Source organism: Micromonospora sp. GCM10011541, from assembly GCF_042650725.1.
GTDB lineage: Bacteria > Actinomycetota > Actinomycetes > Mycobacteriales > Micromonosporaceae > Micromonospora > Micromonospora sicca.
Window position 1 is genome coordinate 1 of record NZ_JBHSBP010000099.1, and the last position, 25,100, is coordinate 25,100.

The 25,100-nt window shown below is 74.5% G+C and carries 27 protein-coding genes and 3 pseudogenes; 12 read left to right on the forward strand and 18 right to left on the reverse strand.

Annotated features, from left to right (window positions below):
• Positions 1–261: 261 nt before the first annotated feature.
• The 4 genes and pseudogenes from ACFOYX_RS32245 to rho form a co-directional block, all read right to left on the reverse strand.
• Positions 262–1,023 (reverse strand): hypothetical protein, encoded by a 762-nt coding sequence (locus tag ACFOYX_RS32245; protein ID WP_201749975.1) that lies wholly within the window; start codon positions 1,021–1,023, stop codon positions 262–264.
• Positions 1,024–1,297: 274 nt separating this feature from the next.
• Positions 1,298–2,421 (reverse strand): annotated as a pseudogene (locus ACFOYX_RS32250) (DUF3626 domain-containing protein).
• 59 nt (positions 2,422–2,480) lie between these two features.
• Positions 2,481–2,951 (reverse strand): VOC family protein, encoded by a 471-nt coding sequence (locus ACFOYX_RS32255; RefSeq protein ID WP_322438583.1) that lies wholly within the window; start codon positions 2,949–2,951, stop codon positions 2,481–2,483.
• 131 nt (positions 2,952–3,082) lie between these two features.
• Positions 3,083–4,225 (reverse strand): annotated as a pseudogene (rho, locus tag ACFOYX_RS32260) (transcription termination factor Rho); the annotation flags it as partial.
• A 447-nt stretch (positions 4,226–4,672) separates the two neighbouring features.
• Between rho and ACFOYX_RS32265 the strand changes: the two are divergent.
• Positions 4,673–4,801: a hypothetical protein gene (locus ACFOYX_RS32265; RefSeq protein ID WP_322438584.1), complete on the forward strand. Its 129-nt coding sequence runs from the start codon at positions 4,673–4,675 to the stop codon at positions 4,799–4,801.
• Positions 4,798–5,208, forward strand: a complete 411-nt coding sequence (gene tsaA / locus ACFOYX_RS32270) for a tRNA (N6-threonylcarbamoyladenosine(37)-N6)-methyltransferase TrmO (RefSeq protein WP_109805712.1) — start codon at positions 4,798–4,800, stop codon at positions 5,206–5,208. Before ACFOYX_RS32265 ends, tsaA begins: the two co-directional genes overlap by 4 nt.
• A 93-nt stretch (positions 5,209–5,301) precedes the next feature.
• Here tsaA and ACFOYX_RS32275 read toward each other — a convergent pair whose 3' ends face one another.
• On the reverse strand, positions 5,302–5,931 hold the full coding sequence (locus ACFOYX_RS32275; protein ID WP_322438585.1) for an MBL fold metallo-hydrolase: 630 nt from the start codon (positions 5,929–5,931) through the stop codon (positions 5,302–5,304).
• Positions 5,928–7,016: an S-(hydroxymethyl)mycothiol dehydrogenase gene (locus ACFOYX_RS32280; RefSeq protein ID WP_322438586.1), complete on the reverse strand. Its 1,089-nt coding sequence runs from the start codon at positions 7,014–7,016 to the stop codon at positions 5,928–5,930. The genes ACFOYX_RS32275 and ACFOYX_RS32280 overlap by 4 nt, the downstream gene beginning before the upstream one ends.
• A 146-nt stretch (positions 7,017–7,162) precedes the next feature.
• Here ACFOYX_RS32280 and ACFOYX_RS32285 point away from each other — a divergent pair, with 146 nt between their 5' ends.
• Positions 7,163–7,582, forward strand: coding sequence for a hypothetical protein (locus ACFOYX_RS32285; RefSeq protein ID WP_109805716.1), 420 nt, complete (start codon positions 7,163–7,165; stop codon positions 7,580–7,582).
• A 28-nt stretch (positions 7,583–7,610) separates the two neighbouring features.
• Here the strand turns inward: ACFOYX_RS32285 and ACFOYX_RS32290 are convergent, their stop codons facing one another.
• The 3 genes from ACFOYX_RS32290 to ACFOYX_RS32300 all read right to left on the reverse strand — a co-directional run bounded on the left by ACFOYX_RS32290 (position 7,611) and on the right by ACFOYX_RS32300 (position 10,857).
• On the reverse strand, positions 7,611–8,900 hold the full coding sequence (locus ACFOYX_RS32290; RefSeq protein ID WP_322438587.1) for an MFS transporter: 1,290 nt from the start codon (positions 8,898–8,900) through the stop codon (positions 7,611–7,613).
• On the reverse strand, positions 8,897–9,559 hold the full coding sequence (locus ACFOYX_RS32295) for a GntR family transcriptional regulator (protein ID WP_322438588.1): 663 nt from the start codon (positions 9,557–9,559) through the stop codon (positions 8,897–8,899). Before ACFOYX_RS32295 ends, ACFOYX_RS32290 begins: the two co-directional genes overlap by 4 nt.
• Before the next feature lie 86 nt (positions 9,560–9,645).
• The gene (locus ACFOYX_RS32300; protein ID WP_322438589.1) at positions 9,646–10,857 is read right to left on the reverse strand and encodes a CapA family protein; all 1,212 of its coding nucleotides are present in this window, start codon (positions 10,855–10,857) and stop codon (positions 9,646–9,648) included.
• Here ACFOYX_RS32300 and ACFOYX_RS32305 point away from each other — a divergent pair.
• Both ACFOYX_RS32305 and ACFOYX_RS32310 read left to right on the forward strand, forming a co-directional pair.
• A complete protein-coding gene (locus ACFOYX_RS32305; protein ID WP_322438590.1) occupies positions 10,856–11,752 on the forward strand; it encodes a glycosyltransferase in 897 nt (298 codons plus the stop codon). The two genes, ACFOYX_RS32300 and ACFOYX_RS32305, sit on opposite strands and share 2 nt — an antisense overlap.
• Before the next feature lie 79 nt (positions 11,753–11,831).
• On the forward strand, positions 11,832–13,001 hold the full coding sequence (locus ACFOYX_RS32310; protein WP_322438591.1) for a low temperature requirement protein A: 1,170 nt from the start codon (positions 11,832–11,834) through the stop codon (positions 12,999–13,001).
• 143 nt (positions 13,002–13,144) lie between these two features.
• Here ACFOYX_RS32310 and ACFOYX_RS32315 read toward each other — a convergent pair whose 3' ends face one another.
• From ACFOYX_RS32315 to ACFOYX_RS32325, 3 genes are read right to left on the reverse strand one after another with little or no spacing between them, the layout of a single operon-like run.
• Positions 13,145–13,999, reverse strand: coding sequence for an alpha/beta fold hydrolase (locus tag ACFOYX_RS32315; protein ID WP_322438592.1), 855 nt, complete (start codon positions 13,997–13,999; stop codon positions 13,145–13,147).
• Positions 13,996–14,994 carry an SDR family NAD(P)-dependent oxidoreductase gene (locus tag ACFOYX_RS32320; protein WP_322438593.1) on the reverse strand — a complete coding sequence of 333 codons (999 nt, stop codon included), beginning with the start codon at positions 14,992–14,994 and terminating at the stop codon, positions 13,996–13,998. The genes ACFOYX_RS32315 and ACFOYX_RS32320 overlap by 4 nt, the downstream gene beginning before the upstream one ends.
• A 17-nt stretch (positions 14,995–15,011) precedes the next feature.
• Positions 15,012–16,541, reverse strand: a complete 1,530-nt coding sequence (locus ACFOYX_RS32325; protein WP_322438594.1) for an NAD(P)/FAD-dependent oxidoreductase — start codon at positions 16,539–16,541, stop codon at positions 15,012–15,014.
• A 115-nt stretch (positions 16,542–16,656) separates the two neighbouring features.
• Between ACFOYX_RS32325 and ACFOYX_RS32330 the strand changes: the two genes are divergently transcribed.
• On the forward strand, positions 16,657–17,319 hold the full coding sequence (locus ACFOYX_RS32330) for a TetR/AcrR family transcriptional regulator (protein WP_322438595.1): 663 nt from the start codon (positions 16,657–16,659) through the stop codon (positions 17,317–17,319).
• Here the strand turns inward: ACFOYX_RS32330 and ACFOYX_RS32335 are convergent.
• Both ACFOYX_RS32335 and ACFOYX_RS32340 read right to left on the reverse strand, forming a co-directional pair.
• Complete coding sequence (locus ACFOYX_RS32335; RefSeq protein WP_322438596.1) at positions 17,289–17,783, reverse strand: hypothetical protein; 495 nt, start codon at positions 17,781–17,783, stop codon at positions 17,289–17,291. The two genes, ACFOYX_RS32330 and ACFOYX_RS32335, sit on opposite strands and share 31 nt — an antisense overlap.
• Positions 17,783–18,259, reverse strand: a complete 477-nt coding sequence (locus ACFOYX_RS32340) for a hypothetical protein (RefSeq protein ID WP_322438597.1) — start codon at positions 18,257–18,259, stop codon at positions 17,783–17,785. The genes ACFOYX_RS32335 and ACFOYX_RS32340 overlap by 1 nt, the downstream gene beginning before the upstream one ends.
• 43 nt (positions 18,260–18,302) lie before the next feature.
• On the opposite strand from ACFOYX_RS32340, the gene ACFOYX_RS32345 reads away from it, so the two are divergent.
• Positions 18,303–19,301: a WYL domain-containing protein gene (locus ACFOYX_RS32345; RefSeq protein WP_322438598.1), complete on the forward strand. Its 999-nt coding sequence runs from the start codon at positions 18,303–18,305 to the stop codon at positions 19,299–19,301.
• 37 nt (positions 19,302–19,338) lie between these two features.
• Here the strand turns inward: ACFOYX_RS32345 and ACFOYX_RS32350 are convergent, their stop codons facing one another.
• Both ACFOYX_RS32350 and ACFOYX_RS32355 read right to left on the reverse strand, forming a co-directional pair.
• Positions 19,339–19,848 (reverse strand): hypothetical protein, encoded by a 510-nt coding sequence (locus ACFOYX_RS32350; RefSeq protein WP_322438831.1) that lies wholly within the window; start codon positions 19,846–19,848, stop codon positions 19,339–19,341.
• 65 nt (positions 19,849–19,913) lie between these two features.
• Positions 19,914–19,967: pseudogene (locus ACFOYX_RS32355) on the reverse strand (hypothetical protein); the annotation flags it as partial.
• Positions 19,968–20,186: 219 nt separating this feature from the next.
• Between ACFOYX_RS32355 and ACFOYX_RS32360 the strand changes: the two are divergent.
• Both ACFOYX_RS32360 and ACFOYX_RS32365 read left to right on the forward strand, forming a co-directional pair.
• On the forward strand, positions 20,187–20,609 hold the full coding sequence (locus tag ACFOYX_RS32360) for a VOC family protein (protein ID WP_322438599.1): 423 nt from the start codon (positions 20,187–20,189) through the stop codon (positions 20,607–20,609).
• Entirely contained in the window at positions 20,606–21,565 is a 960-nt protein-coding gene (locus ACFOYX_RS32365) for an RNA polymerase subunit sigma-70 (protein ID WP_322438600.1), read from the forward strand. Before ACFOYX_RS32360 ends, ACFOYX_RS32365 begins: the two co-directional genes overlap by 4 nt.
• 5 nt (positions 21,566–21,570) lie before the next feature.
• On the opposite strand, the gene ACFOYX_RS32370 is transcribed toward ACFOYX_RS32365, so the two are convergent.
• Positions 21,571–21,720 (reverse strand): hypothetical protein, encoded by a 150-nt coding sequence (locus ACFOYX_RS32370; protein WP_322438601.1) that lies wholly within the window; start codon positions 21,718–21,720, stop codon positions 21,571–21,573.
• A gap of 9 nt (positions 21,721–21,729) precedes the next feature.
• On the opposite strand from ACFOYX_RS32370, the gene ACFOYX_RS32375 reads away from it, so the two are divergent.
• Complete coding sequence (locus ACFOYX_RS32375) at positions 21,730–22,158, forward strand: archease (RefSeq protein WP_322438602.1); 429 nt, start codon at positions 21,730–21,732, stop codon at positions 22,156–22,158.
• Positions 22,159–22,165: 7 nt separating this feature from the next.
• Here the strand turns inward: ACFOYX_RS32375 and ACFOYX_RS32380 are convergent, their stop codons facing one another.
• Positions 22,166–23,584, reverse strand: a complete 1,419-nt coding sequence (locus ACFOYX_RS32380) for an RtcB family protein (protein WP_322438603.1) — start codon at positions 23,582–23,584, stop codon at positions 22,166–22,168.
• Positions 23,585–23,659: 75 nt separating this feature from the next.
• Between ACFOYX_RS32380 and ACFOYX_RS32385 the strand changes: the two genes are divergently transcribed.
• Entirely contained in the window at positions 23,660–24,466 is an 807-nt protein-coding gene (locus ACFOYX_RS32385; protein ID WP_322438604.1) for an SDR family oxidoreductase, read from the forward strand.
• A 172-nt stretch (positions 24,467–24,638) separates the two neighbouring features.
• On the forward strand, positions 24,639–25,055 hold the full coding sequence (locus tag ACFOYX_RS32390; RefSeq protein WP_322438605.1) for an SSI family serine proteinase inhibitor: 417 nt from the start codon (positions 24,639–24,641) through the stop codon (positions 25,053–25,055).
• The last annotated feature ends 45 nt before the right edge of the window (positions 25,056–25,100 follow it).

Here is a 25,100-nt window from a genome sequence, read left to right on the forward strand (position 1 = left end):
CAACCTGCCGCAACCCGGGACGACATCGACGGGACACGCGAACCGCCCGGCCGGGGACGCACGGGCGGACCGGGACCACGTCAGGGGTGTGGCCCGCCGTGACCGGCGCAGGGATCAAGCCTGACCGCCCGGAGCCGGTCACGGCGGGCCACACCCCCCACCGCAACCAGCAAAGGACCACAAGGGACGGCAGCGAAACCCAGCAAAAGGAAACCGGCCGGCCCCCAGCGAAGGGAACCGGCCGGCCAAAAACGCAAAGCGTCACCAGAGCTGCTGGACGACGTCTGCCGCCTGCTCCTCCCACTGCGCGTAGGCGTACGGGAAGGCGGACACCTGAACGGTCTGCGCCGCCGCGGTCAGCGGCAGCTGCTGCCACCCACCGACGTTCTTCAGCGCGTTGAAGAACGCCTTGGCGGAGTAGTCCGGGTCGGTGATCTGCTCGGGCGAACCCCAACCCGACGACGGGCGCTGCTGGAACAGGCCCTGCGAGTCGTGGTCGTTGTACGCACCGAGGTGACCGAGGTTGTACAGCTTCGACTCCTGCAGCGAGGTCGCCACGCCGATGACGGCGCCGCGCTCGCCCACGCCGGTCTCCTTGGCCGCCTTGACGATGGCCTTGGCGTTGGCGATCTGCGCGTCGTCGAGCGGGATCCGCGACTGGGCGCCCTCGACGCCGTGCGGGATGAGCTTGTCCCGGCTCGGCTTCTCGGAGGCCGGCTGGTTCACCTTGTCGGCGCCGGTGGTCTGCGCGGGCACGACGGTTTCGGTCTTCTTGCCCGTTGCCAGGTCGATGGCGGCCACGGCGCCCGCATGGGGTCCGCCGGTCACCGGCGCGGCGATGGCGGTGGGGCCGAACGCCAGGGCGCCGATGGCGGCCACGCCCGCGACGCTCAGCGCGGCCTTGTTCTGCGGGATGTTCGCGATCTTGCTCCGCGTTGCCTCCGCGATCGCGGGCAGCCGTCGAGAGAAGTCCTGCCTGGTCTTGGCGATGGCGGGGAGCCATCGAGTGAAGTGCTGCTTCACGATGGTTGCCCTTTCGATCGTTACGACGCGCTCCGGGGTGAGCGCCCCTCGGGGAACTACCGGCCGGTAAGGGTTTACGGTCCGGCGGTACGGGGAACACAACCAGCTACCCGTGTCGGTCATTCCGGAAATGCCAGGTGCCGGCGAAGCTGCGGCCCAGGTCACGAGGGGTGTCGGACGAGCTCGTCGGCGGCGGCCGCGATGGGCATGAAGCGGCCTTTCCGGACAGCGAGGACGAACCTGCCGACGGCCCGGAGCGGGCGGCTTTCTCCGGTCAGCGGGCGGCGGGCGTACCGAACCGGACGAGGACGTGCCAGAGCTGCTTGAGGTGCTGGAGGGTGACCTCCGTTGGGCCCCGGTCGGCCCAGCGCCCGGGCTCCGTGACCACCGAGGCGGCCGCCCGGCCGATCAGCGCGGCGTGCACCGGCTCCCCCGGCCCGGCGAACTCCGCGTGCACGCGGGCGGCCAGCGGTGGGATGACCGGTCCCCGGAACTCCGGGTCGATCCCGTCCACGGCAGTTCGAAGCCGGTGTGCCAGAGCAACGGGAATCCGTGCCGCCGGGCGATCCCGGCCAGCGTCCGCCCCGTCTCGGTGTCCCGGAACGACGGGTCGGCGACCAGCGCCGCGACGTCCCTCGCCAGGCTCAGCTCGCCGTGGATCTGCGCCTCGACGTAGTCGTCGAGCGCCCGACCGGGGGCACCGGGCCGCGCGGACTCCCGCTCCCGGCGGCCCACCAGCGTACGGAGGAGGGTCGGGGTGTCCATGCCCGCCACCCCGAGGCTGACGCCGGTGCCGGCGGTGGCCTCCAGCAGCGCCGCCAGCACCGGCTCGACGACGTCGACGGTGCCCAGGTCCTTCGGGCCGAGGTGGCTGTCCCCGAAGCAGAGGGTCGTCCGGCCGAGGACCTCGGGACGCAGCCGCAGGTGACAGGAGCCGAACCGCGGGCAGGCACCGTCCGGGTGGTCCAGCAGGTTCAGGCCGCCGTACTTGGGACGGTCGGCGGGGCGTACGTCGCCGCTCTGGTACGCCCCGCCGAACAACGTCTCCTCCCAGCGGTCCCGGTCCCCGCCCGGGAAGGCGGTCAGGCCGCCGTTGGAGATGCCCGTCTCGAACTGGCTGCGGTACACGCCCTCCTCGTCCAAGGCGGTCGCCACCGTGCGGCCGTCGCGCAGCAGGCGGTCCGGGTGAAAGTTGAGCGTCAGCCGGCCGTACGCGGCGACCGCGGCGATCACGTCCTCCGGCCGGTACGCGGCGCCCGACCCGGCGAGGTGCCGGGCGATGACCGCGAGCGCGGCCGGCCGGTCCCGCAGGGCGACCTGCCGGACGTGCCGCAGGGCGGCGGACTGCGCCGGCGTGAGCGCGGGTGCGTCGGCGGGGGCGGTTCGGGGGACGGACACGGCCCGAGTATCGGCAGGCTCCCCGCCGGGCGCACCTGCATTTCCGCAGCCGAGTGGGGTCAGCCGTCGCGGTCGGTGCCGAAGCCGTCGAGGGTGGTCCGCTCGTCCAGCGAGCGCAACTCCTGGAAGACGGTGATGTGCAGGCCCGCCGGCACGTCGAGCCGGGAGTTGAGCGACTGCCACGGGGTGACCGTCGGCGGGGCCACCTGGGACGCGCCTGCCGCGACCAGCCGGTCGGTGACGGCCTGACCGTCGTCCACTTCGAACGCCACCCGGATTCGCGGGGCGACCTGCCGGCCGACCTCCACCTCGTCGATCATCCGCTTCTGCGCCGGGTTGGCGATCTCCAGCGTGGCTCGGCCCGCCTCGAGGATCACCACCCGGGCACCGTCCCCGCCGGAGAACGCGGCCTGTTCGGGCAGCCCGAGCGCGTCGCGGAAGAAGGCGACCGCGGCGTCGTAGTCGTCGGCCTCCACGACCAGACGCAGCTGCCGGACGGCGGGCGGACGGCTGGCGGGATCATCGGTCATGGCAACTGATGCTATGCGCAGTGCGGGCAGGACAGGGTTCGCCCGCGGGGTTTCGGTACCCGCCGCCAACACCAGCCCTACGGCATTTCCCCAACCACGGGCCAACCCGGCCAACGTTTGTGGACAGAGCACTAGCCCCGGGATGACGGGTCCAGCCGGGCGAGGAAGCGGTGGTTGTCCGGCGTGCCGGCGAGCTGACGGAGGAGCTGGTCGAGGGCCTGGTGCCGGTCCAGTGCGGACAGCGCGGAACGCAGGGCGCGCACGCGGTGCAGCTCGGCGCCGCTGGTAAGCAGCTCGTCCCGCCGCGTGCCGGAGGGTCGGATGTCGACGGCTGGGAACGTACGCCGGTCGGCCAGCGACCGGTCCAGCCGCAGCTCGGCGTTGCCGGTGCTCTTGAACTCCTCGTAGATCAGCGTGTCGGCCGCGGACCCGGTCTCCACCAGGGCCGAGGCGATGACGGTCAGTGAGCCGCCCTCCTCGACGTTGCGGGCCGCGGCGAGCAGCCGCTTCGGCGGGTTGAGCGCGGCCACGTCGACGCCGCCGGAGAGCGTACGCCCGCCGGAGCGGACGGCGAGGTTGTAGGCGCGGCCCAGCCGGGTGAGCGAGTCGAGCAGCACGACAACGTCGTGCCCCCGCTCGACCAGGCGCTTCGCCCGCTCGATCGCCAGCTCCGCCACCGTGGTGTGGTCCTGCGGCGGACGGTCGAACGTGGCCGCGATGACCTCACCCTTCACCGACCGAGACATGTCGGTGACCTCTTCCGGCCGCTCGTCGACCAGCACCACCATCAGGTGGCACTCCGGGTTGTTGCGGGTGATCGCGTCCGCGATCGCCTGCAGCACCATCGTCTTACCCGCCTTCGGCGGCGAGACGATCAGCGCCCGCTGGCCCTTGCCGATCGGCATGACCAGGTCGATCACCCGGGTGGTCAGGATGTGCGGCTCGGTCTCCAGCCGCAGCCGCTCCTGCGGGTACAGCGGAGTCAGCTTGTAGAACTCCGGCCGCCGCCGCGCCTCCTCCGGCTCCATCCCGTTGACGCTGTCCAGCCGCGCCAGCGGGGCGTGCCGGCCTCGGCGCGGCTCACCGGTGCGAACCGCCCCGGTGACCAGGTCGCCGCGGCGAAGGCCGTACCTGGTGAGTTGGGACGTGGAGACGTGGACGTCGTCCGGGGTGGACAGGTAGCCGTGGACCCGGACGTACCCCCGGTCGTCGTCGACGTCGAGGATGCCGCTGATCGGGGTCAGGGCGGTGGATTCGATGGTCATGGGGTGCCTTTCGGATCAGGTGGCCGCCCGCGGGCGACCGGCGTCCGCCTCGAGCGGGGAGGTCGGCGCCGGCAGGGCGGGCGGTACCGGGGAGGGAAGGTCGGCCGTACCGGGAAGGGATGGCCTCGCGGGCCGGCCGGGCAGCGCCGTGCCGGGTCCGCACGTGCGGCGCACGGGCGACCGGCCGGCGGCGAAAGCGCTCACCGGGTGCGGAATGGCCTGGCCGGGAGACCGGCAGCGAGGTCACCGCAGCGCGGGACTCGCGGAATGGACACCCCGGGACGGTGATGGGCCGTGCGGAGTGGGTGAGGAAGACTCCGGGCGGCGTCGTCCGCCGGCATCCGGGTCCCTTCGCAGAGTAACCGGGCACGCCTCGACCGGCAAGCAAGTGACCCGACAGCGTCCCGTTGGCGTCGGCGTTACAGTGGGCGCGCGGGAACCGGGAAGTCGAGGACAGTGACTGCCACTACCGTGGTCGGCCGGGGCCCGGTCATCGGGCACGCCCGCCGCGACCTGGTCCCGGTGCACACCACCGCCGCCGGCACAACCGTCCGGCTGCACACGCTGCGGGAGGCCCTCGGGTGAACGACGACCGGTACACGCTGCGCCCGGTGGGTCGGGTGGAGTCGCCGCTGACCGACCCGGGCGTGGCCCCGAAGCAGGGCGACGAGGGGGCGCCGGAGGCCTGGCTGGTCTTCGAGGAGGGGATCGCCCCGGCGGTGCGCGACCTGCGTCCCGGCGCCGACCTGCTGGTGCTGACCTGGCTGGACCGGGCCCGGCGGGACGTGCTGGCGGTGCATCCGCGCGGGGACCGGTCCCGCCCGGAGACCGGCGTGTTCAGCACCCGCTCCCCGCACCGGCCGAACCCGATCGGTCTGCACCGGGTCCGGGTCCTCGATGTGGACGGGGTGCGGGTCCGGGTGGCGGACCTGGAGGCGGTGCACGGGACGCCGGTGCTGGACGTCAAGCCGGTGCTCGACGGCGAACGCTGACCCTCCCTCCCCGCTCCAGCGGCCGGCGGCACCGCGGGCCGCCCGCCGACCATGTCCTCCCTGGACCGGCGGGGCGGCGGGCGCGGTCGGCGGTCAGTGGCCCCGGGCGAGCCATTCGTCCAGGTGGGGCGCCTCGGCGGCGATCGTGGTGCTGTCGCCGTGGCCGGTGTGCACGACGGTCTCCGGCGGCAGGGTGAGCAGCCGGGTCCGGATCGACTCGATGATGGTGCCGAAGTCGCGGTGGGAGCGGCCGGTGGCGCCCGGCCCGCCGGCGAAGAGGGTGTCGCCGGTGAAGACCACGCCGAGGGCCGGGGCGTGGAAGGTGCACGCGCCGGGGCTGTGACCGGGGGTGTGCAGCACCCGCAGGGCGATGCCGGCCACCTCGACGGTCGCGCCGTCGGCCAGCTCGCCGTCCGGCGGCGTGCCCGGATGGACCAGGTCCCAGAGCACCCGGTCAGCCGGATGCAGCAGCACCGGCGCGCCGGTGGCCCGGGCCAGCTCCGGCGCCACGCGTACGTGGTCGTCGTGGGCGTGGGTGGCCAGCACGGCGACCACCCGGCGGGCGCCGACGACGCGCAGGATGGCCGCCACGTCGTGCGGCGCGTCGACGACGACGCACTCGGCGTCGTCGCCGACCACCCAGACGTTGTTGTCGACGTCGAAGGTCTGCCCGTCCAGGGAGAAGGTGCCGGAGGTGACGGTGTGGTCGACGCGGGCGGTCATGGGAAGACCACCACCGAACGGAGCACGTCGCCGTGGTGCATCCGGGTGAACGCCTCCTCGACCTGGTCCAGGGCGATCTCCTCGGTGACGAAGGCGTCCAGGTCCAGTCGACCCTGCAGGTAGAGCGCGGTGAGCGCCGGGAAGTCCCGGCTGGGCAGGCAGTCGCCGTACCAGCTGGACTTGAGGGCGCCGCCGCGGCCGAAAATGTCGAGCAGCGGCAGCTCCACCTTCATCTCCGGGGTGGGCACGCCGACCAGCACCACCGTGCCGGCCAGGTCGCGGGCGTAGAAGGCCTGCTTCCAGGTCTCCGGGCGGCCGACCGCCTCGATCACCACGTCGGCGCCGAACCCGCCGGTGGCGGCGCGGATCGCCTCGACCGGGTCGTCCTCGGAGGCGTTGACCGTGTGCGTCGCCCCGAACTTGCGCGCCCAGTCGAGCTTGCGGGAGTCGGTGTCCACCGCGATGATCGTCGTCGCTCCGGCGAGGGCGGCGCCGGCGATCGCGGCGTCGCCGACGCCGCCGCAGCCGATCACCGCGACCGAGTCGCCCCGGCTGACCTGGCCGGTGTTCATCGCCGCGCCGAGCCCGGCCATCACCCCGCAGCCGAGCAGGCCCACCGCTGCGGGCCGGGCCGCCGGATCGACCTTGGTGCACTGCCCGGCGTGGACCAGGGTCTTCTCGGCGAAGGCGCCGATGCCCAGCGCGGGCGACAGTTCGGTGCCGTCGGTGAGGGTCATCTTCCGGGCGGCGTTGTGGGTGTTGAAGCAGTACCAGGGGCGGCCCCGGCGGCAGGCCCGGCACACTCCGCAGACCGCGCGCCAGTTGAGCACCACGAAGTCGCCCGGGGCCACCCCGGTGACCCCCTCCCCCACCTGCTCGACGATGCCGGCCGCCTCGTGACCGAGCAGGAACGGGTACTCGTCGTTGATGCCGCCCTCCCGGTAGTGCAGGTCGGTGTGGCAGACCCCGCAGGACTGGACGCGGACGACCGCCTCGCCCGGCCCCGGGTCCGGCACCACGATGGTGGTGACCTCCACCGGCGCGCCCTTGCGCCGCGACACGACTCCCCGGACTTCCTGGCTCACGGTGTCTCCTTCGTTCGCGACTGTGATCACGCTCCCCCGCGAACCTACCGCCGGGCGCCGCCGGCGGCCCAGCGCCAGTCGGCGGGTTAGCACCGCCCGTACCGGGTAGGCCGGGGCACGATTCTCCAGCACCGACGGGAGTGGTCATGAAGCTGACGCATGCGCCGCTGCGGGTCAGCATCGGCGCGTTCTTCCTGAATTCCGGGCTCAGCAAGCGCAGCCTGGAGGGCGAGGCCGCCGAGGCGATGCACGGCATGGCCGTGGGGGCGGTCCCGCAGCTCCGGCAGCTGGACGCTGCCCAGTTCGCCAAGCTGCTGTCCCGGAGCGAGATCGCCCTGGGCGCCGCGCTGCTCACCCCGTTCGCGCCGTCGTTCCTGGTCGGGCTGGGGCTGGCCGCGTTCGGCGCCGGGCTGATGCAGCTCTACCTGAAGACGCCGGGGCTGCGGGAACCGCACAGCCTGAAGCCCACGCAGGCCGGCACGCCCATCGCCAAGGACTTCTGGCTGGTCGGCGCGGGGCTGACCCTGGTGCTGGACTCGCTCACCCACCGACGCCTCCGCAGCTGACCGGGCCGCCGGCCCGGTGGGACCGCGGTCAGGCGGCCGCCGGGACCGGGACAGCGGCCCGGTCCGCCGCGTACCGACGGCGGGCGGCGTTGCGGTAGCGCAGCACCTGCACCGCGCCGAGGCCCCAGAGCAGGTACTGCACGGCGAAGGCCCAGCGGAACGCGTCCAGCGGCGGGGTGGACCGCCCCGCGGGAGTGGCCAGGTCGAGGACCACGCCGACGGCCAGGATCAGCAGGATCGAGGCGACGAAGCCCCCCACGTTGACGATCCCGGTGGCGCTGCCGATGCGGTGCACCGGGTTGAACGTGCGCGCGTAGTCGAAGCCGATGACCGAGCCGGGCCCGTTCATTGCGAGGACGACCACCAGGGTCACCAGCAGCCAGTGCGGCGCCCGCCCCGGCCAGGCGAGCACCACGGCCCAGACGGCGGCGGTGGCCGCGGTGATGGCGAAGACCACCACCGAGCGGCGGAACGGGTGCCGGGCGCACAGGTGCGCGATGACCGGACCGCAGACCAGGGTCGCCACGGTCATCAGGGTGAGCAGGAAGGCGGCGGCGGTGGGTGAGAGGCCCTGGCCCTGCACCAGGAACGGGTAGCCCCAGAGCAGCGCGAAGACCGAGCCGGAGAACTGGGTGACGAAGTGGGTCCAGAGACCGAGGCGGGTGCCCGGCTGGGCCCAGGCCGCGGCGAGCTGCCGGCGTACGGTGGCCAGGTCCGGGGCGACAGCGGCGGCGTGCTCGGCGTGCGGGGTGTCGCGTACCGCCACGAGCACCAGCAGCAGCACGGTCGCGCCGAGCGCGGCCGCGGTGAGGAAGGCGGGGGTCCAGCCGGCGTGGTGCAGCAGCGCCACCAGGGGTACGGCGCCGAGGACCGCGCCGAGTTGCCCGACGGTGCCGGTGAGCTGCACCAACAGCGGGTTGCGCCGCCCGGCGAACCAGAACGCCACGATCCGCAGCACGCTGATGAAGGTCATCGCGTCGCCGAGGCCGACCAGGACCCGGCCGGCGACGGCGAGCCGGACGTCGGTGGCGACGGCGAAGCAGAGCTGCCCGGCCACCATCAGCGCCCCGCCGGTGAGCAGCAGCCGGCGGGAGCCGAACCGGTCGAGGAGCACGCCGACGGGCACCTGCATCGCCGCGTACACGGCGAGCTGGGCGACGGAGAAGGTGGCCAGCGCCGAGGCGTTGATGTGGAAGCGGTCGGCCGCGTCCACCCCGGTCACGCCGAGCGAGCTGCGGTGGAACACGGCGGCCACGTACGCGGTGAGCGCGACCGCGTAGACCCGGAGGGCGGGGCGGCGCACGGCGGCGACGCTCACCGCAGCCGCCGCAGCACGGTCGCGGCCTTGTCGACGTGGGCGCCGACGGCGTCGAGCCAGGCCCGCAGGTCGTCGCCGTCGAGGGCGGCGAGCTGGCCGGCGTGCTCGGCGAGGACCACGTCCGCCCAGCCCGGTGAGAGCCGGAAGCTCGCCTCGCCCATCCGCAGCTGCCGGTCGCGCAGCCGGTGGTACAGCTCGGCGAGGATCTCGTTGCCGGCGGCCTCGACCACGGTGGCGTGGAAGGCCCGGTCGGCGGCCATCAGCGCGGTCACGTCGCCGGCGGCGTGCGCCTGACGCATCTCGGTGAGCCAGCGGGCCAGGTCGCCCTTCAGCTCGGCGCGGCGCGGCCACACCCGCTCCGCGGCGTGCAGCTCGACCAGCCGGCGGGCCTCGATCACGTCGGCGATCTCGCGGGCGGAGACCGGCCGGATCAGCGCCCCGCGCTTGGGGTAGAGCGCGACCAGCCCCTCGGCCTCCAGGCGGAGCAGCGCCTCCCGGACCGGGGTGCGGGACACGCCGGCGGCCTCGGCGATCTCGCCCTCGCTGATCAGCGAGCCACCGGGGTAGACCTGCTCCAGGATCGCGCGCTTGAGGTGCCGGTAGGCCCGCTCGGCGGCGGACGGCGCGGTCGCGCGCGGCGAGGCCGTGGGATGCGTCATGTATCTATGGTGCCTCCCAAGACCGGATGACCGTGGCGCCCGGCGCGCGAAGGTGGCGCAGGCCACGCGCCGCCGGGTGAGCCGGGTCAGCCGGGTCGCAGCGTGACGAGGCCGTCGTCGCCGAGGACGAACCGGGTCCGGTACGGCGCGCCCAGCCCGTCCAGCAGATCGGCCAGCCAGCGGGCCTCCTCCGGCCCCGCCGACTCCAGTCGCATGCGGCGCATCCGCACCGGGACGAGTCGCAACCGGCGCAGCTCGCCGCTGTCGGCGTCCAGGCTCGCCAGGTGCAGCAGCCGCAGCTCCGGCCGGTACGACTCCTGCCCGCCGATCCCCTCGTAGTCGTCGATCAGGTCTCCGCAGCCGTACAGGATGAGCCGTCCCCGGTACCGCTCGACCGGGCGCGGGTGGTGCGACGAATGACCGTGCAGCAGGTGCACGCCGGACTCCACCAGCCGGTGCGCGAACCGGACGTGCTCGTCCGGCACCTGGTAGCCCCAGTTCGACCCCCAGTGCACGGAGACCACCACCAGGTCCGTCGGCCCCGCCTCCCGGCCGATCCGGTCGGCGAGCATCCCCGCCGTGGCCTCGGACACCTCTGGCAGGTACGCCACGCCGGGTCGCCCGGCGGTCGCCGCCCACGGCGGGGGGACGCCGCTGGAGGGGGCGCCAACCGACCAGACCAGCAGCCGGCGGCCGCCGGCGAGGGGCACCCGCGCCGGCTGCCACGCCTCGTCCTCGTCCCGGCCCGCGCCGGCCGGCGTGATCCCGGCCCGCCGCAGGGCGTCCAGGGTGTCGCCGAGCCCCTCCGCGCCGAAGTCGAGGACGTGGTTGTTGGCCAGCGCGCAGACGTCGAGCCGGGCCGCGGTGAGGCAGGCGAGGTTGTCCGGGTGCATCCGGTAGTGGATGCCCTTGCCCGGGGCGTACTCGCCGCGGCCGGTCACCGCCGTTTCCAGGTTGACGATCCGCACGTCCGGGCGCAGCTCGTCGAGGAGGCGCAGCGCCGCACCCCACGGCCACTGCGGCGGGGCCGGGCGGGGTACCGGTCCGGCGACGGACTCAACCAGCTCGACGTAGCGACGGGCGTCGGTGACCGCCGCTTCCCGCAGCCCTGGCGGCCCCGGCCGGGGCAGGATCTGGTCGACGCCGCGACCGGTCATCACGTCGCCGGCGAGCAGCAGCGTCACCTCGGCCACGGGATCATCTTCCCCGCCCGGCCGCTCCCGCACCTGCCCGGACCGGGGAATCGCGCCCGCTGCGGTCGAATGCGGGCCGGCGTCCCCGGGTACCTGGGCGGTCATGACTCCGGACCTGACGACCGTGGTGGCCACCCGCAACCGGCGGGACCAGCTCCTGGCACTGCTGCCCCGGCACACCGCCCCGGTGATCGTGGTGGACAACGGCTCGGACGACGGCACGCCGGCCGCGGTCGCGCGGGCCCTTCCCCACGTACGGGTGGTCGAGCTGGGCCGCAACGCCGGGGCCGGGGCGGCCCGCAACGTCGGCGTGGCGCTGGCCGACACCCCGTTCGTCGCGTTCGCCGACGACGACTCGTACTGGGCGCCCGGGTCGCTGGAGCGGGCCGGGGAGCTGCTGCGCACCCACCCCCGGACCGCGCTGCTGACCGGGCGGGTGCTGGTCGGCCGGGCGGGCCGGCTCGACCCGATCTCGGCGGGGATGGCGCGGGCCCCGCTCGGCACCGCACCGGACGCGCCCGGCCCGACCGTGCTCGGCTTCCTGGCCTGCGCGGTGGTGCTGCGTCGCGCCGCATACCGGCAGGTCGGCGGCTTCGCCGAGCGGCTCGGGACGTACGGCGAGGAGGCGCTGCTGGCGATGGACCTGGCCGCCGCCGGGTGGCACCTGGCGTACGTCGCGGAGCTGGTGGCCCACCACCTGCCGGCGCCGACGGGTCGGGACCCCCGCGCCCGGCGGCGGATCGAGGCGCGCAACCGGGTGCTCACCGCCGCCCTGCGCCGGCCCGGCCGGGTGGTGCGCGCGGTGGTCGCCGAGGTCTGGCGCGACCCGGCGGGCCGGGCCGGGCTGGCCGATGCGGCCCGGGAGCTGGGCTGGGTGCTGCGGCACCGACGCCCGCTGCCGGCGCGGGTGGAGGCGGACCTGCTCGCGCTGGCCCGCACCCGGCCGGCGGCCGACGCGCCGGCCGACGTCGCGGCACCCGCCCCGCCGGCGGCAGGCTGACCGGATCCGGCCCGGTCGGTGCCGCCGGTACGGATATCGTTTGGGCGCAACCGGCACGCCCCCGGCGAGGAGCAGTCTCGTGACGACCAGCACCACGCGCTTCCGCTCCTGGTACCGGCCGATGCGGGCCCGCCGGCCCGACGAGCCGCACCGGACCGCCACCCCGCTGGAGCTCTTCTTCGACCTCTGCTTCGTGGTGGCCGTGGCGCAGGCGTCCGGCAGCCTCCACCACGACCTGGCGGAGAACCACCTCGGGCACGCGGTGCTCAGCTACCTGACGGTCTTCTTCGCGATCTGGTGGGCCTGGATGAACTTCACCTGGTTCGCCTCGGCCTACGACACCGACGACGACGTGTACCGGGCTACCGGCCTGGTGCAGATCGCCGGGGCGCTGATCCTCGCCGCCGGCGTGCCGCGCGCGTTCACCGAGGCTGACTTCACCACCATCACCTACGGGTACGTGGTGATGCGGCTCGGCACGATCGTCAACTGGCTGCGCGCGGCGGCCGGCAATCCGGACCGCCGGGCCACCGCGATCGCCTACGCGGTGGGAGTCTTCGTCGTGCAGCTCGGCTGGCTGCTGCGGCTCGCCCTGCCGGACGGCTGGCGCCTGCCGGCGTTCCTGGTGCTGGCCCTCGCCGACGTGCTGGTGCCGCTGGTGGCCGAGCGGCGCGGGAAGACCAGCTGGCACCCACACCACATCGCCGAGCGGTACCAGCTGTTCACCCTGATCGTGCTGGGCGAGGCGATCCTGTCCATCTCGGTGGCGATCCAGACCGGGGTGGACGCCGGGAACCCGGGGCTGTGGGGACTCGCCGCCGCCGGCGCGGTGATCGTCTTCGCTCTCTGGTGGCTCTACTTCGACCGGCCCGGTCGGCTGCCACCGTCCTCCCTGCGCGGCTCGCTGTTCTGGGGGTACGGCCACTACCTGATCTTCGCGGCGGTCGCCGCGGTCGGCGCGGGCCTGGCCGTCGCGGTCGACCACGACCTGCACACCGCCCACGTCTCCAGCCAGACCGCCGGGTACGCCGTGGCGGTGCCCGTCGCCGTCTACCTGATCACCCTCTGGGCCCTGCACCTGCGCTGGAAGCGCGGTCTCGGGCTGGTGCTGTTCCCGATCGCCGCCGTACTGGTGCTGGCCGCGCCCTGGCTGCCGGCGCCGGTGCCGGCGCTCGCCGGCCTGCTCTTCGTCCTGGTGGCGGTGACCCTGCTGATGCGGCACCGCCAGAGCACCGGCGTCCCCGCCTGATCCGCGGCTGCCGCCGGACGGGTGGCTTGGCCGCCGGTCCCGACCCGGAGCGTCGGGACCACGCGCGACGACGCCCTCGGCCAGCCGGGCGCCGCGCTGCTCGCCAAGGAGGTGAAGCTCGGCAGCACCTCGCCGTGAGCCGGTCAGGGCCGGTCGGCGTCGGCCCAGAAGTCGCGGAGCAGCGCGTGGAACTCCTCGGCCCGCTCGATCTGCGGCATGTGCCCGGTGTCGGCGAACAGATGCGTCCGTGCCCGGGGCAGCCGGGACCGGGCGGCGGTCAGGTGGGTGGCGGGGAGGATCAGGTCCCGGTCGCCCCAGACCACCAGCGTGGGGACGTCCAGCGCGGCGACCGCGTCGAGCAGCTCGGCGCGCCACTGTAGTCGTACGCCCCGCCAGGTGCCGAGGCTGCGGACCAGTTCCAGCATCACCCGGGCGGCGTGCGGCTGCCCGGCCACCGCGAGCGCGGTCGCGATCCGCTCCTCGGTGGCGTACGCCGGGTCGCGGAAGATCGCCAGCTCGGTGCGGCGGGCGATGGCCGGGTGGGGACGCAGCAGCAGCCGGCCGAGCGGGCGCAGCGCGAGCAGTCGCAGCGCGACGGTCACCTCACGGCCGAACCCGGCGCTGTTGACCAGCGCCAGGCTGGCCGCCCGGGACGGCTCGTCGGCGGCCAGCCGCATCGCCACCGCCCCGCCCAGGGAGTTGCCGACCAGGTGCGCCGGCCGGTCGACGCCGGCCGCGTCGAGGAACTCCGCGACGGCCGCGGCGAGCGCCGGCAGGGTGTGCGGGGCGTCCAGCGGCGCGGAGCCGCCGTGGCCGGGCAGGTCGACGCTGACCACCCGGTGGTCGGCGGCCAGCAGCTCGTGCTGGGCGGTGAAGTCGTCGAGGGTGCGCCCGATGCCGTGCAGCAGCACCACGGCCGGCCCGGCGCCGGAGATCCGGCAGCGCACCCGCCGCCCGGCCACCGTCAGCTCGGCGGCGCGCGGCAGGGAGACGGTCACGCCGGGCGTCCGGGGGCGGTCTCGGGGGTCACCGGGTCGACCGCCGGCCGGGGCGTGGGCACCGCGTCCGCCGTCGCTGTGGGCGTGGGCACCGGGTCCGTCGTCGCTGCCGGCCCGGGCGCCGGAACGGGTTCCAGCCGGGACGTCGAGCGGGTCGCGGGGCCGCCGGCGCTCCGGTTGAGACCGGCGGCCAGGACCCGGTGGTACGAGGCGGGGGCGAGCCGGGCCAGCAGGTCGGGCAGCTTCGCCGACCAGCCGATCAGCACCCGCCCACGGCGACGTTCCACCCCGCGCAGGATCACCTCGGCGGCCTTCGCCGGGTCGATGGAGAGCAGCTTCTCGAACTGTCTGCGGCCGGCCTCGTACTCCTCCGGGGAGACTCCGCTGCCCACCCGGGCGCTCTGCGCGATCCGGGTCCGGATGCCGCCGGGGTGCACCGAGGTGACCCCGACGCCGTCGTCGGCCAGCTCGTGCCGCAGCGCCTCGGTGAAGCCGCGGACGGCGAACTTGCTCGCCGAGTAGGCGGCCTGCCCGGCGGGCGCGATCAGCCCGAAGAGGCTGGAGACGTTGACCAGGTGGGCGCCCGGCTCGGCCTTGAGCGCGGGCAGCAACGTGTGGGTCAGTCGGACCACGGCCCGGAAGTTGATGTCGACGACCCAGAGGAACTCGTCGAGGGTGACCTGGTCGAACCGGCCGCCCAGCGCGACGCCGGCGTTGTTGACCAGCAGCCGGATCCGCGGGTGCGCCGCGCGGATCGCCGCGGCCACCCGGTCGGTCGCGTCGGCGTCCGCGAGGTCGACCAGGTGGGTGTCGATCCGCCGCTCGGGGTGGGCGGCGCGGATCGCGGCGACCACCGCGTCGAGCCGTTCGGCGTCCCGGTCGAGCAGGACCAGGTCGGCTCCGCGCCGGGCGAGGGCGTGCGCGAGGGCCTCGCCGATGCCGCTGGCCGCGCCGGTGACGACGGCGGTGCCGCCGGGGAAGACGAAGTCACGCATCCGGTGCTCCTCTCTCCTCAGGCGACGGGGGTGTCGGCGGGCATGTCCACGGTGGGGTCGGCGACCGACCCGGCCGGGGAGTCGGTCGGCGCGCCGGCGCGGGAGAAGCGGACGCCCTCGTCGGTGAGCCGGCCGTGCCGCATCAGCAGCACGTCGCGGGGGTAGTTCTGGTGCAGTCGCCAGGGCGCCACCGGCCCCTGCTTGGGCAGCTGGTCGACCGCGCGCAGCACGTACCCGGACTTCAGGTCGATGATCGGCGCCAGCTCGCCGGAGGTCGGGGCGACCGGGGTGACGATCTGCTGGCCGGTGGCGTCGAGGTGGCGCAGCAGCCGGCAGACGTACGTGGCGACGAGGTCGGCCTTGAGCGTCCAGGAGGCGTTGGTGTAGCCGATCGTCATGGCGAAGTTCGGCACGCCGGAGAGCATCATGCCCTTGTACGCGACGGTCCCCGCGAGGTCGACCTCCTGCCCGTCCACCGCCAGGGTCATCCCGCCGAGGGCGAGGAGGTTGAGGCCGGTGGCGGTGACCACGACGTCGGCGGGCAATTGCGCGCCGGAGGTGAGCCGGATGCCGTGCTCGGTGAAGGTGTCGATGGTGTCCGTCACCACCGCCGCCCGCCCGGCCGTGACCGAGTCGAACAGGTCGCCGTCGGGGACGACGCAGAGCCGCTGGTCCCACGGGTTGTAGCGGGGTGAGAAGTGCCGGTCGATGTCGTAGCCCACCGGCAGCCGACCCTTGGCGGCGCGGCGCAGGAGCTTCTTGACCACGCCGGGGGCCCGCCGGCTGAGCTGGAAGTTGGCCACCCCGAGCAGCACGTTCTTCCACCGCACCACCGAATACGCGGCCTTCGCGGGGAGCCAGCGCCGCAGCGCGTCGGCCAGCACGTCACGGGAGGGCAGCGCGATGACGTACGTCGGTGAGCGCTGCAGCATGGTGACGTGGGCGGCCCGTTCGGCCATCGCCGGCACCAGGGTGACCGCGGTCGCGCCGCTGCCGATCACCACCACCCGCCTGCCGGTGTAGTCCAGGTCCTCGGGCCAGTGCTGCGGGTGCACGAGCCGGCCGGCGTACCGGTCGACGCCGGGAAGGTCCGGGGTGTAGCCGGCGTCGTAGCGGTAGTAGCCGGAGCAGGTGAAGAGGAAGGTGCAGGTGAGCACGACCTCCTCGCCGGTGTCGTCGCGGCGGGCGTGCACGGTCCAGCGGGCGCGGGCGCTGTCCCACTCGGCGCGGAGGACCCGGTGGTGGAAGCGGATGTGCTGCTCGACGCCGTACTCGCGGGCGGTGTCCCGGACGTACGCGCGGATGGAGTCGCCGTCGGCGATCGCCTTCGGGTCGGTCCACGGTTTGAAGGAGTAGCCGAGGGTGTACATGTCGGAGTCCGAGCGGATGCCCGGGTAGCGGAACAGGTCCCAGGTCCCGCCGATGGCCCCGCGGGCCTCGAGCACCGCGTAGGTCTTCTCGGGACAGTTGCGCCGCAGGTGCACGGCGGCGCCGATGCCGGAGAGCCCGGCACCGACGATGAGCACGTCGACGTGGTCGGAGGCCATGAAATCTCCCATTCGCCGGGGCAGTGGACCGGACACTATCCACCGCCGTCGACGCCAGTCAACACCCTGTCGAGTCGACTCGACACGGTGTCGAGCGGGTGTAACATCAGCCGTCATGACCACCGCCCGTACGCCCGCCCAGGCCGCGCCGACGCGCGGGCGGCGACCGGGCCGCTCGACGGGCGACGACCGGGAGCTGGCCATCCTCGCCACCGCCGAACGGCTGCTGACGCAGCGCGCCTTCGGCGACATCTCCATCGACGACCTGGCGAAGGGGGCCGGGATCTCCCGGCCCACGTTCTACTTCTACTTCCGGTCCAAGGACGCGGTGCTGCTCACCCTGCTCGACCGGGTCATCGAGGAGGCGGACGCGGCCGCGGGCGATGTGCTGGACCGGCTCGCCGAGGACCCGCAGGCCCGCTGGCGGGAGCTGATCGGCCGGTTCCACGCCACCTTCGGCGGCCATCGCGCGGTGGTGCTCGCCTGCGCCCAGGTGCGCGGCACCAACGCCGAGGTGCGCCAGCTCTGGGCCGCCGTGCTGGAGCGCTGGGTGCACGCGGTCGAGACCGCCATCGAGGGGGAACGCCGGCGCGGCGCGGCCCCGGACGGGCTGCCCGCCCGGGACCTCGCCATCGCGCTGAACTCCATGAACGAACGGGTCTGGTACGCCACCTTCGCCGGCGACGGCCCGGCCGTGGCCGAGCGGGACGTGGTGGACGTCCTGCTCGAGGTCTGGCTGACCGCGATCTACCGAACGACCTGCCCGCCGCCGGCCTGATCCGGCTCGCCGCCGGCTCGGGTGAAGTCCATGATCCAGTTCGTCTCCCAGGTGCGCTCGCCGTCGGTGGAGAACGCCTGCTCCCAACGGCAGGAGGTCGGCGTGATCCCCGACCAGATGAACCGGCACCGGACCGGCCGCCCCTCGTCGCTGTCGTCGGCGAAGAATGTGCCCACCCCGTCGACGAACCGGCCGACCACCGGCGGCAGCTCCAGGATCCCGCGCCGGCTGTGCATCCAGTAGATCGACCAGAGCCCGGTCGCCGGGTCGAGGATGCGCACGGTCGAGCCGGAGAAACCCCGGCTGGGGCAGCGCATCTCGTCGAAGCTGCCGGCGCCGTCGAAGAACCGGTGCGCCACCGAGGTCGCCGGGAACTCGTCCCACTCGTCGCTGCCGACGTGTCGCTGCCTCAGCCGCCGATTGGTCACGTCCCACGTGCCCGCCAGGAAGTCGAAGTCGCCCATCAGAATCCCACCGGCCCCTCGGTGCGGCTGTCGGCCAGGTAGCCGGCCAGGTCGGGCCGGTCGGGGGCGAGGATGTGGCGGACCCAGGCGCTCCGCTCGTGCTCCAGCACGCCCAGCTCCCAGACGCAGCCCACGCCGGGGCGGGGCATCGGCACGAAGTGCGCCGGGTCGTCGTCCGGGCAGTCCAGGGCGGGCTGGCCGGCGACCGCGATGCGGCATTCCACCACGTTGTCCCAGAACCAGCTGTACGCCAGCAGGTAGGCGCCGCTGTCCGCGCCCCGGTGCAGCACCACCCAGCTCGCGGGCGGGGTGCCGCCGTCGGGCCCGGGCAGCAGCCGGGGCAGGTAGGCGTACGCGGCCGTCACCACCTCGGGTTCGAGCCGGTGGTCGGGCTGGTCGATGTGGTAGCGCTTGACGTGCCGGCCGGCGACCTCGACGGTCCCGGGCACGGTCAACTCCTTGTCGCGAAATGCCATGCCGGGACGGTACAACCACTCCCCTGACAGCTACTGTCAGTGGATGCGGGCCAGTCGTCTCCTGTCGATCCTGCTGCTGCTCCAGACCCACGGCCGGCTCACCGCCGCCGAGCTGGCGCAGCGGCTGAAGGTCTCCGTCCGGACCGTCTACCGGGACGTCGAGTCGCTGCACGCCGCCGGGATCCCGCTGTACGGCGAGGCCGGGCACGCCGGCGGCTACCGGCTGGTCGACGGCTGGCGGACCCGGCTGACCGGGCTCACCGCCGAGGAGGCGGACCGGCTGCTCTTCGCGGGACTGCCCGGGCCGGCCGCCGAGCTGGGCTACGAGTCGGTCGTCGCCACCCTCCAGCTCAAGCTGCGGGCCGCGCTGCCGGCGCCGCTGGCCGACCGGGCCGCCGAGCTCCAGCAGCGGTTCCACCTGGACACCCCCGGTTGGTACTCCGACGGCGACCCGTCCCCGCACCTGTCCCCCACCGCCGACGCGGTCTGGCGGCAGCACCGGATCCGGGTCCGCTACCGGAGCTGGCGGGGCGAGGTGACCCGGACCCTGGAGCCGTACGGCCTGGTGCTCAAGGGCGGCCGCTGGTACGTGGTAGCCGCCCGACCCGAGCGCGCCGAGCCGGCCACGTACCGGGTGAACCAGATCCTGGACCTGACCACCCTGGACGAGAGCTTCGGCCGGCCCGCCGACTTCGACCTGCCGGCCTGGTGGCGGGCGCACGTGGTGGAGTTCCGGGCCCGGCTGCACCGCGACGAGGCGACCATCCGGCTCTCCCCGCGGGGCCGGGACCGGTTGCGGGAGATCGGCAGCGACGCGGTGGTCGCCGCCGTCGACCGCAGCGCCGGCCCGCCGGACCACGCCGGCTGGGTGCGGGCGGTGGTGCCGATCGAGTCGCTCACCCACGCCCACGGCGACTTCCTCCGGCTCGGCGCCGAGGTGGAGGTGGTCTCCCCCGCCGAACTGCGCGCCCGCCTCGCCGACACGGCCGCCGCGCTGGCCGCGCTCTACGCGCCGACGCAACTCGCGCCCGCGGTGGGCTGACCGGCCGGTCGCGGCGGCGCGGGCGTGCCGGCCCGCCTCAACGCAGCCCGCGCAGGGTGGCGCCGAGAATGGCGACCCCCCGCTCGATGTCGCCGGGGGCGTTCGCGGCGTAGCCGAGGACCAGGCCGGGGGGCTGCGGTCGCTGCCCGTGCCAGGACAGCGGCTGCACCTTGACGCCCCGCCGCAGGGCCGCGGCGGCGAGGTCCACGTCGGACAGCCCCGGGTCGAGGGTGACCAGCAGGTGCAGGCCGGCGGCGGCGCCGTGCACCACCGCCCCGGGCAGGTGCCGCCCGATCGCCCGGATCATCGCGTCCCGCCGGCGGACGTGCCGGCGCCGCAGCAGCCGAAGGTGCCGTTCCAGCGCGCCGGAGTCCATCAACTCGGCCAGCACGAGTTGGGGCAACGCCGCATTGCCGAGGTCGGCCATCCGCTTGCCGGCCACCAGCGCCGCGTGGTACCTGGGCGGCACCAGCACCCAGCCGATCCGCAGCGCCGGGGCGAGCAGGTTGGAGACCCTGCCGGTGTAGCAGACCCGCTCCGGTAGCATGGCCCCGTCCGCAGCCAGGCCTCCGGGTTGTCGACCTGGCGCAGCTGGCCGGGCCTCGCGAGGGCCCGGACGAACGCCTCCTTTACGACGTCCTGCGCCTCGGCGTAGTCGCCGGTCATTGCGTACACCTGGGCCACCAGGCGGGCCGCCGAGGCGGCGTACACCTGTCGGATCTGTTCCTGCGGGTCCACATCGTCCCCTCCCGTGTCTGGTCGCTGCACCCGGTACGACCCGTCAGCGGGCGGCGAGGTGACATTCTCATCGGAACACCGATGAGTCGCCGACCGACCGGGCGTTGTACGTCACGGCAGCCGTCACCGAGGCCAGGGAGGCCGATCATGGACTGGAAGCTCGAACTCGTCGTGGTGCCCGTCTCGGACGTGGACCGGGCCAAGGCGTTCTACCTGGACCAGACCGGGTTTCGGCTGGACGTGGACCACTCCGCCGGCGAGGACTTCCGCGTCGTGCAGCTCACCCCGCCCGGCTCCGCCTGCTCGATCGCGCTGATGCGCAAGCCGGACGCCGCGGGCTCGGTGAGCGGCCTGCACCTGGTCGTCCGGGACATCGACGCGGCGCGGGCGGAACTGGTGGACCGGGGCGCGAAGCCGAGCGAGGTCTTCCACTTCACGGCGGGCGGCGTGCAGACCCCCGGGCCGGACCCGGAGCGGCGGGACTACGGCTCCTTCCTGTCGTTGCGGGACCCGGACGGCAACGAGTGGCTGGTCCAGGAGGTCGGCCGGGTCGGGGCGGCGGCAGCGTGACCGCCGACCTGCACCCCGCGCCGACCGACCCGGACTTCGCCGCGCTCACCGAACGCCACCGGCGCGAGCTGCACGTGCACTGCTACCGGATGCTCGCCTCCTTCGACGACGCCGAGGACGCCGTCCAGGAGACGTACCTGCGGGCGTGGCGGGGGCGGGACGGCTTCGACGGCACGCAGCCCCGGGCCTGGCTCTACCGGATCGCCACCAACGTGTGCCTGGACCTGTTGCGCCGCACCGGCCGGCAGCCGCGCGCCGTGCGGTCGTACGCGGAGGTGCCGTGGTTGCAGCCGTACCCGGACCGGCTGCTGGACCGGGTGGCGCCGGGCGACGAGCAGCCGGACACGGTGGCGGTGACCCGGGAGACCATCGAGCTGGCGTTCCTCGCCGCCATGCAGGTGCTGCCGGCCCGGCAGCGGGCCGCCTTCCTGGTCCGCGACGTGCTCGGCTGGTCGGCGGCGGAGACGGCGGAGCTGCTGGAGACCAGCGTGGCGGCGGCCAACAGCGCTCTCCAGCGGGCCCGGGCCACCCTGCAGGCCCACCTGCCGGCGCGGCGGGCGGACTGGGCGGCCAACCCGGCCGACGAGCGGGAACGGGAGTTGCTGGCCCAGTTCATCGACGCCCACGAACGCTGCGACGCCACCGCCGCCCTCGCCGCCGCGGCGCCGGACCTCCGGATCACCATGCCGCCGGCGCCGATGTGCTTCGACGGGGTCGCGAACATCGCGCCGCTGCTGGAACGGGCCTTCGGGCCGGAACGGGAGGGCGACTGGCGGCTGCTGCCGACGTACGCCAACCGGCTGCCGGCCGCCGCGAGCTACCTGCGGCGACCCGGCGACCCGGTCTTCCGCGCGTTCAAGCTGGACGTGCTGCGGGTGCGGGACGGGCGGATCGCCGAGATCACCACCTTCGGCCACGCGCTGTTCCCCGCGTTCGACCTGCCGGCGGTGCTCTGAGCCCCTCACTGGCCGGCCCACCACCGCGGATCCGGGCGGGTCGGCCCGGCGTCGCCACCGGTGAGCTCCTCGAACTCGGCCGGGCTGATCTCCCCGGCCGGCAGCCGGCGGGCGTTCGCCGACAATTCACCGTGACCGGCCGCGCCGGGCGGCATGATCGGGGCATGGAGCGACGACCGCCGCGGGGGCACCGCATGGTGCCGCACACCGCCGACGTCCGGATCGAGGCGTGGGCGCCGGACCGGGAGGGGTGCGTCGCGGAGGCGGTCACCGCGCTGGTCGACACCTTCGTGGACTTCACCGGCGCGGTCTCCGAGGCCACGGGGGAGTTCCACGTCCCGCCGGGCGACGACCCGGACCTACTGGTGGGCGTACTCGACGAAGTGATCTTCCGGATGGAGACGGAGGGCGAGCTGCCGCTCAGCACCGAGGTGCGGGCGGCCGACGACGGCGGCCTGACGGTGCGCTGGCGTACCACCGGCACGGACGCGGTGGAGCTGGTCGGCGCGGTGCCCAAGGCGGTGTCGCTGCACGAGCTGCGCTTCGGCCCTGACGGGGACGGCTGGTCCGGCGCGGTGACGCTGGACGTGTGAGGCCGCCTCAGCCCTTCACCACGCCGATGGGGACGAGGCGCGCCACCCGCCGGCACAGTCCGGCGCCCTCGGCCGCGGCCACCACGGCGGTGATGTCCTTGTACGCGGCCGGCATCTCCTCGGCCAGCCCCCGCCGGGACGCCCCGCGCACCGCGATGTCCTGCGCCTCCAGCTCGCGCCGCGGGTCGTGCCCGCGTACCGCCTTCGTGGCCTGCTTGCGGCTCTGCACCCGACCGGCCCCGTGGCAGGTGGAAGCCCACGCCGGTGCGCCGGGGACGCCGGTGAGCACGTACGAGCCGGTGCCCATCGAGCCGGGGATGAGCACCGGCTGACCGACCCGGCGCAGGTCGTCCGGCAGGTCGGCGTGGCCGGGCGGCAGCGCCCGGGTGGCGCCCTTGCGGTGCACGCAGAGCCGGCGCGGCGCGACGTCCACCTGGTGTGTCTCGATCTTGGCGAGGTTGTGCGAGATGTCGTACACCAGGTCCAGGTCGCTGCCGGTGACCCGGTGGAAGACCTGTCGGGCCGCGTGGTGGAGCAGCTGTCGGTTGGCCCGGGCGTAGTTGGCCGCGGCGGCCATCGCGCCGAGGTAGGCCCGCCCCTCGTGGGACGAGACGGGGGCGCAGGCGAGCTGCCGGTCGGGCACGTGGATGCCGTACCCGCGCATCACCTTCTCCATCTCGTGGACGTAGTCGGTGCAGATCTGGTGGCCCAGGCCGCGCGACCCGCAGTGGATCATGACGCAGACCTGGCCGGCCCGCAGCCCGAACGCGCTGGCCACGGCCTCGTCGTAGACGTCCTCGACGACCTGCACCTCGAGGAAGTGGTTGCCGGAGCCGAGGCTGCCGACCTGGCGCGCGCCGCGCTCCACCGCCCGCTCGCTCACCTGCGCCGGGTTCGCGTCGTCGACCGCGCCGTAGTCCTCGCACCGGTCCAGGTCGTGCTGGACGCCGAACCCGCGCTCGACGGCGTAGCGGGAGCCCCCGCGCAGCACCGCGTCGAGTTCCGCGCGGTCGGTCAGGTGCCACACCGCGCCCTTGCCCATGCCGCGCGGCGTCGCCTCGCCGAGGCCGTCCATCAGCGCGTCCAGCCGGGGCCGCAGGCCGGCACGGTCCAGGTCGGCGGCGAGCAGCCGCACCCCGCAGGAGATGTCGAAGCCGACCCCGCCGGGCGAGACCACCCCGCCCTCCTCGATGTCGGTGGCCGCGACCCCGCCGATCGGGAAGCCGTAACCCCAGTGCACGTCCGGCATGGCGTACGAGGCGCCGACGATGCCGGGCAGGGTGGCCACGTTCGCCACCTGATCCAGCGACTTGTCGGCCCCGGCGTCCGGCAACAGCGACCGGGAGGCGAAGACCACGCCTGGAACCCGCATCGGATCGTGCCGGTCGATCCGGAACCGGTACGGCGACTCCTCGACCAGCTCCATGTCGCCCGGCTACCCCGGTCCGGGGCGGTTACACCCGACCTGGTTGAGCTCGTCCGGTCAGGGTAGTGCGGCAGCATGCCGCAGCGATACGAGGACTACCCCCGAACCGCCGTCGTCACCGGCGCGGACTCCGGCATCGGCAAGGCCTCGGCGGTGGCGCTCGCCGCGGCCGGCTTCGAGATCGGCATCACCTGGTACGGCGACCCGGACGGCGCCGGGCGCACCGCCGCCGAGGTACGCGCCACCGGGCGCCGCTGCGAGGTCGCCGAGCTGGACCTGACCCGGCTGCCCGACGCCGCCGCGGTGGTGGACGACCTGGCCGACCGGCTCGGCGGGATCGGTGTGCTGGTCAACAACGCCGGCACCGGGATGGCCACGCCCTTCGTCGACGTGGCGTGGCAGCAGTGGCGGGAGGTGCTGAGCGTCGACCTGGACGGCCCGTTCCTCTGCTCGCAGCGGGCCGCCCGCCGGATGCGCGCGGCCGGCGCCGGCGGCCGGATCGTGAACATCACCAGCGTGCACGAGCACGCGCCCCGGGTCGGCTCGTCGGCGTACTGCGCGGCGAAGGGCGGGCTCGGGCTGCTGACCAAGGTGATGGCCCAGGAGCTGGCGGCGGACGGGATCACCGTCAACGCGGTGGCGCCCGGGGAGATCGCCACCCCGATGACCGGGCAGGAGGACGTCGACCCGTTCACGCAGGAGCGGCCGGGGGTGCCGGTCGGGCGGCCGGGGGACGCGCGGGAGATCGCCGCGGTGGTGGCGTTCCTCGCCTCGCCCGCGGCCGCGTACGTGACCGGGGCGTCGTGGGTGGTGGACGGGGGGATGCTGCTGATGGGCCCGCAGGCGTCTGCTCTTCCTTCTGACGAGTGGCGGTCAATCTGAGGTTGCGGTGGTGGGGTGGAGGCCGGCTGTGTGGGTCTGTGGCGGCGCGACCGCGTAACAGTTCGTGACGTTTCGCGTTCACACCGTCCACTTAGGGTTTGCCACGGCCAGGCCGCACGACGGTCGGGCCGCAGCCGGCCCCCACCCGGGGCCCCGACGGAAGGACGTCACCATGCCCTTCGCCCGACACGCCACCGCGCTCGCCCTGGCCGCGACCCTCGGCGGGCTGGCCGCCGTGGCCGCCCCGCACCCGCGGCCGGCCGAGGCGGCTCCCCGCCCCGGCCCCGAGACGCCCTCGGTGCTGCTGCTGACCGTCGACTCGGGGACCGCCGGGTCCCGGGCCACCGTGCTGGTCTGCGGCCCGGCCGGCGGCCTGCACCCGGACCCGACGACCGCCTGCCGGCTCGTGGCGCGGGTCGACGGCGACCTCGCCGCCCTGGACGTGGACCCGGGGCCGTGCACCCTCGAACACGCCCCGCTCACCGTGCGCGCCGTCGGCTTCTGGCAGGACCGGCCGGTGTCGTACAGCCGGACCTTCGACAACCGCTGCACGCTGCGGCGCGGCACCGGCGCGCTGTTCGACTTCTGACCGGTACGCGGCGCCCGCGCCCGCGCGGGCGCCGCCATAGTGCGG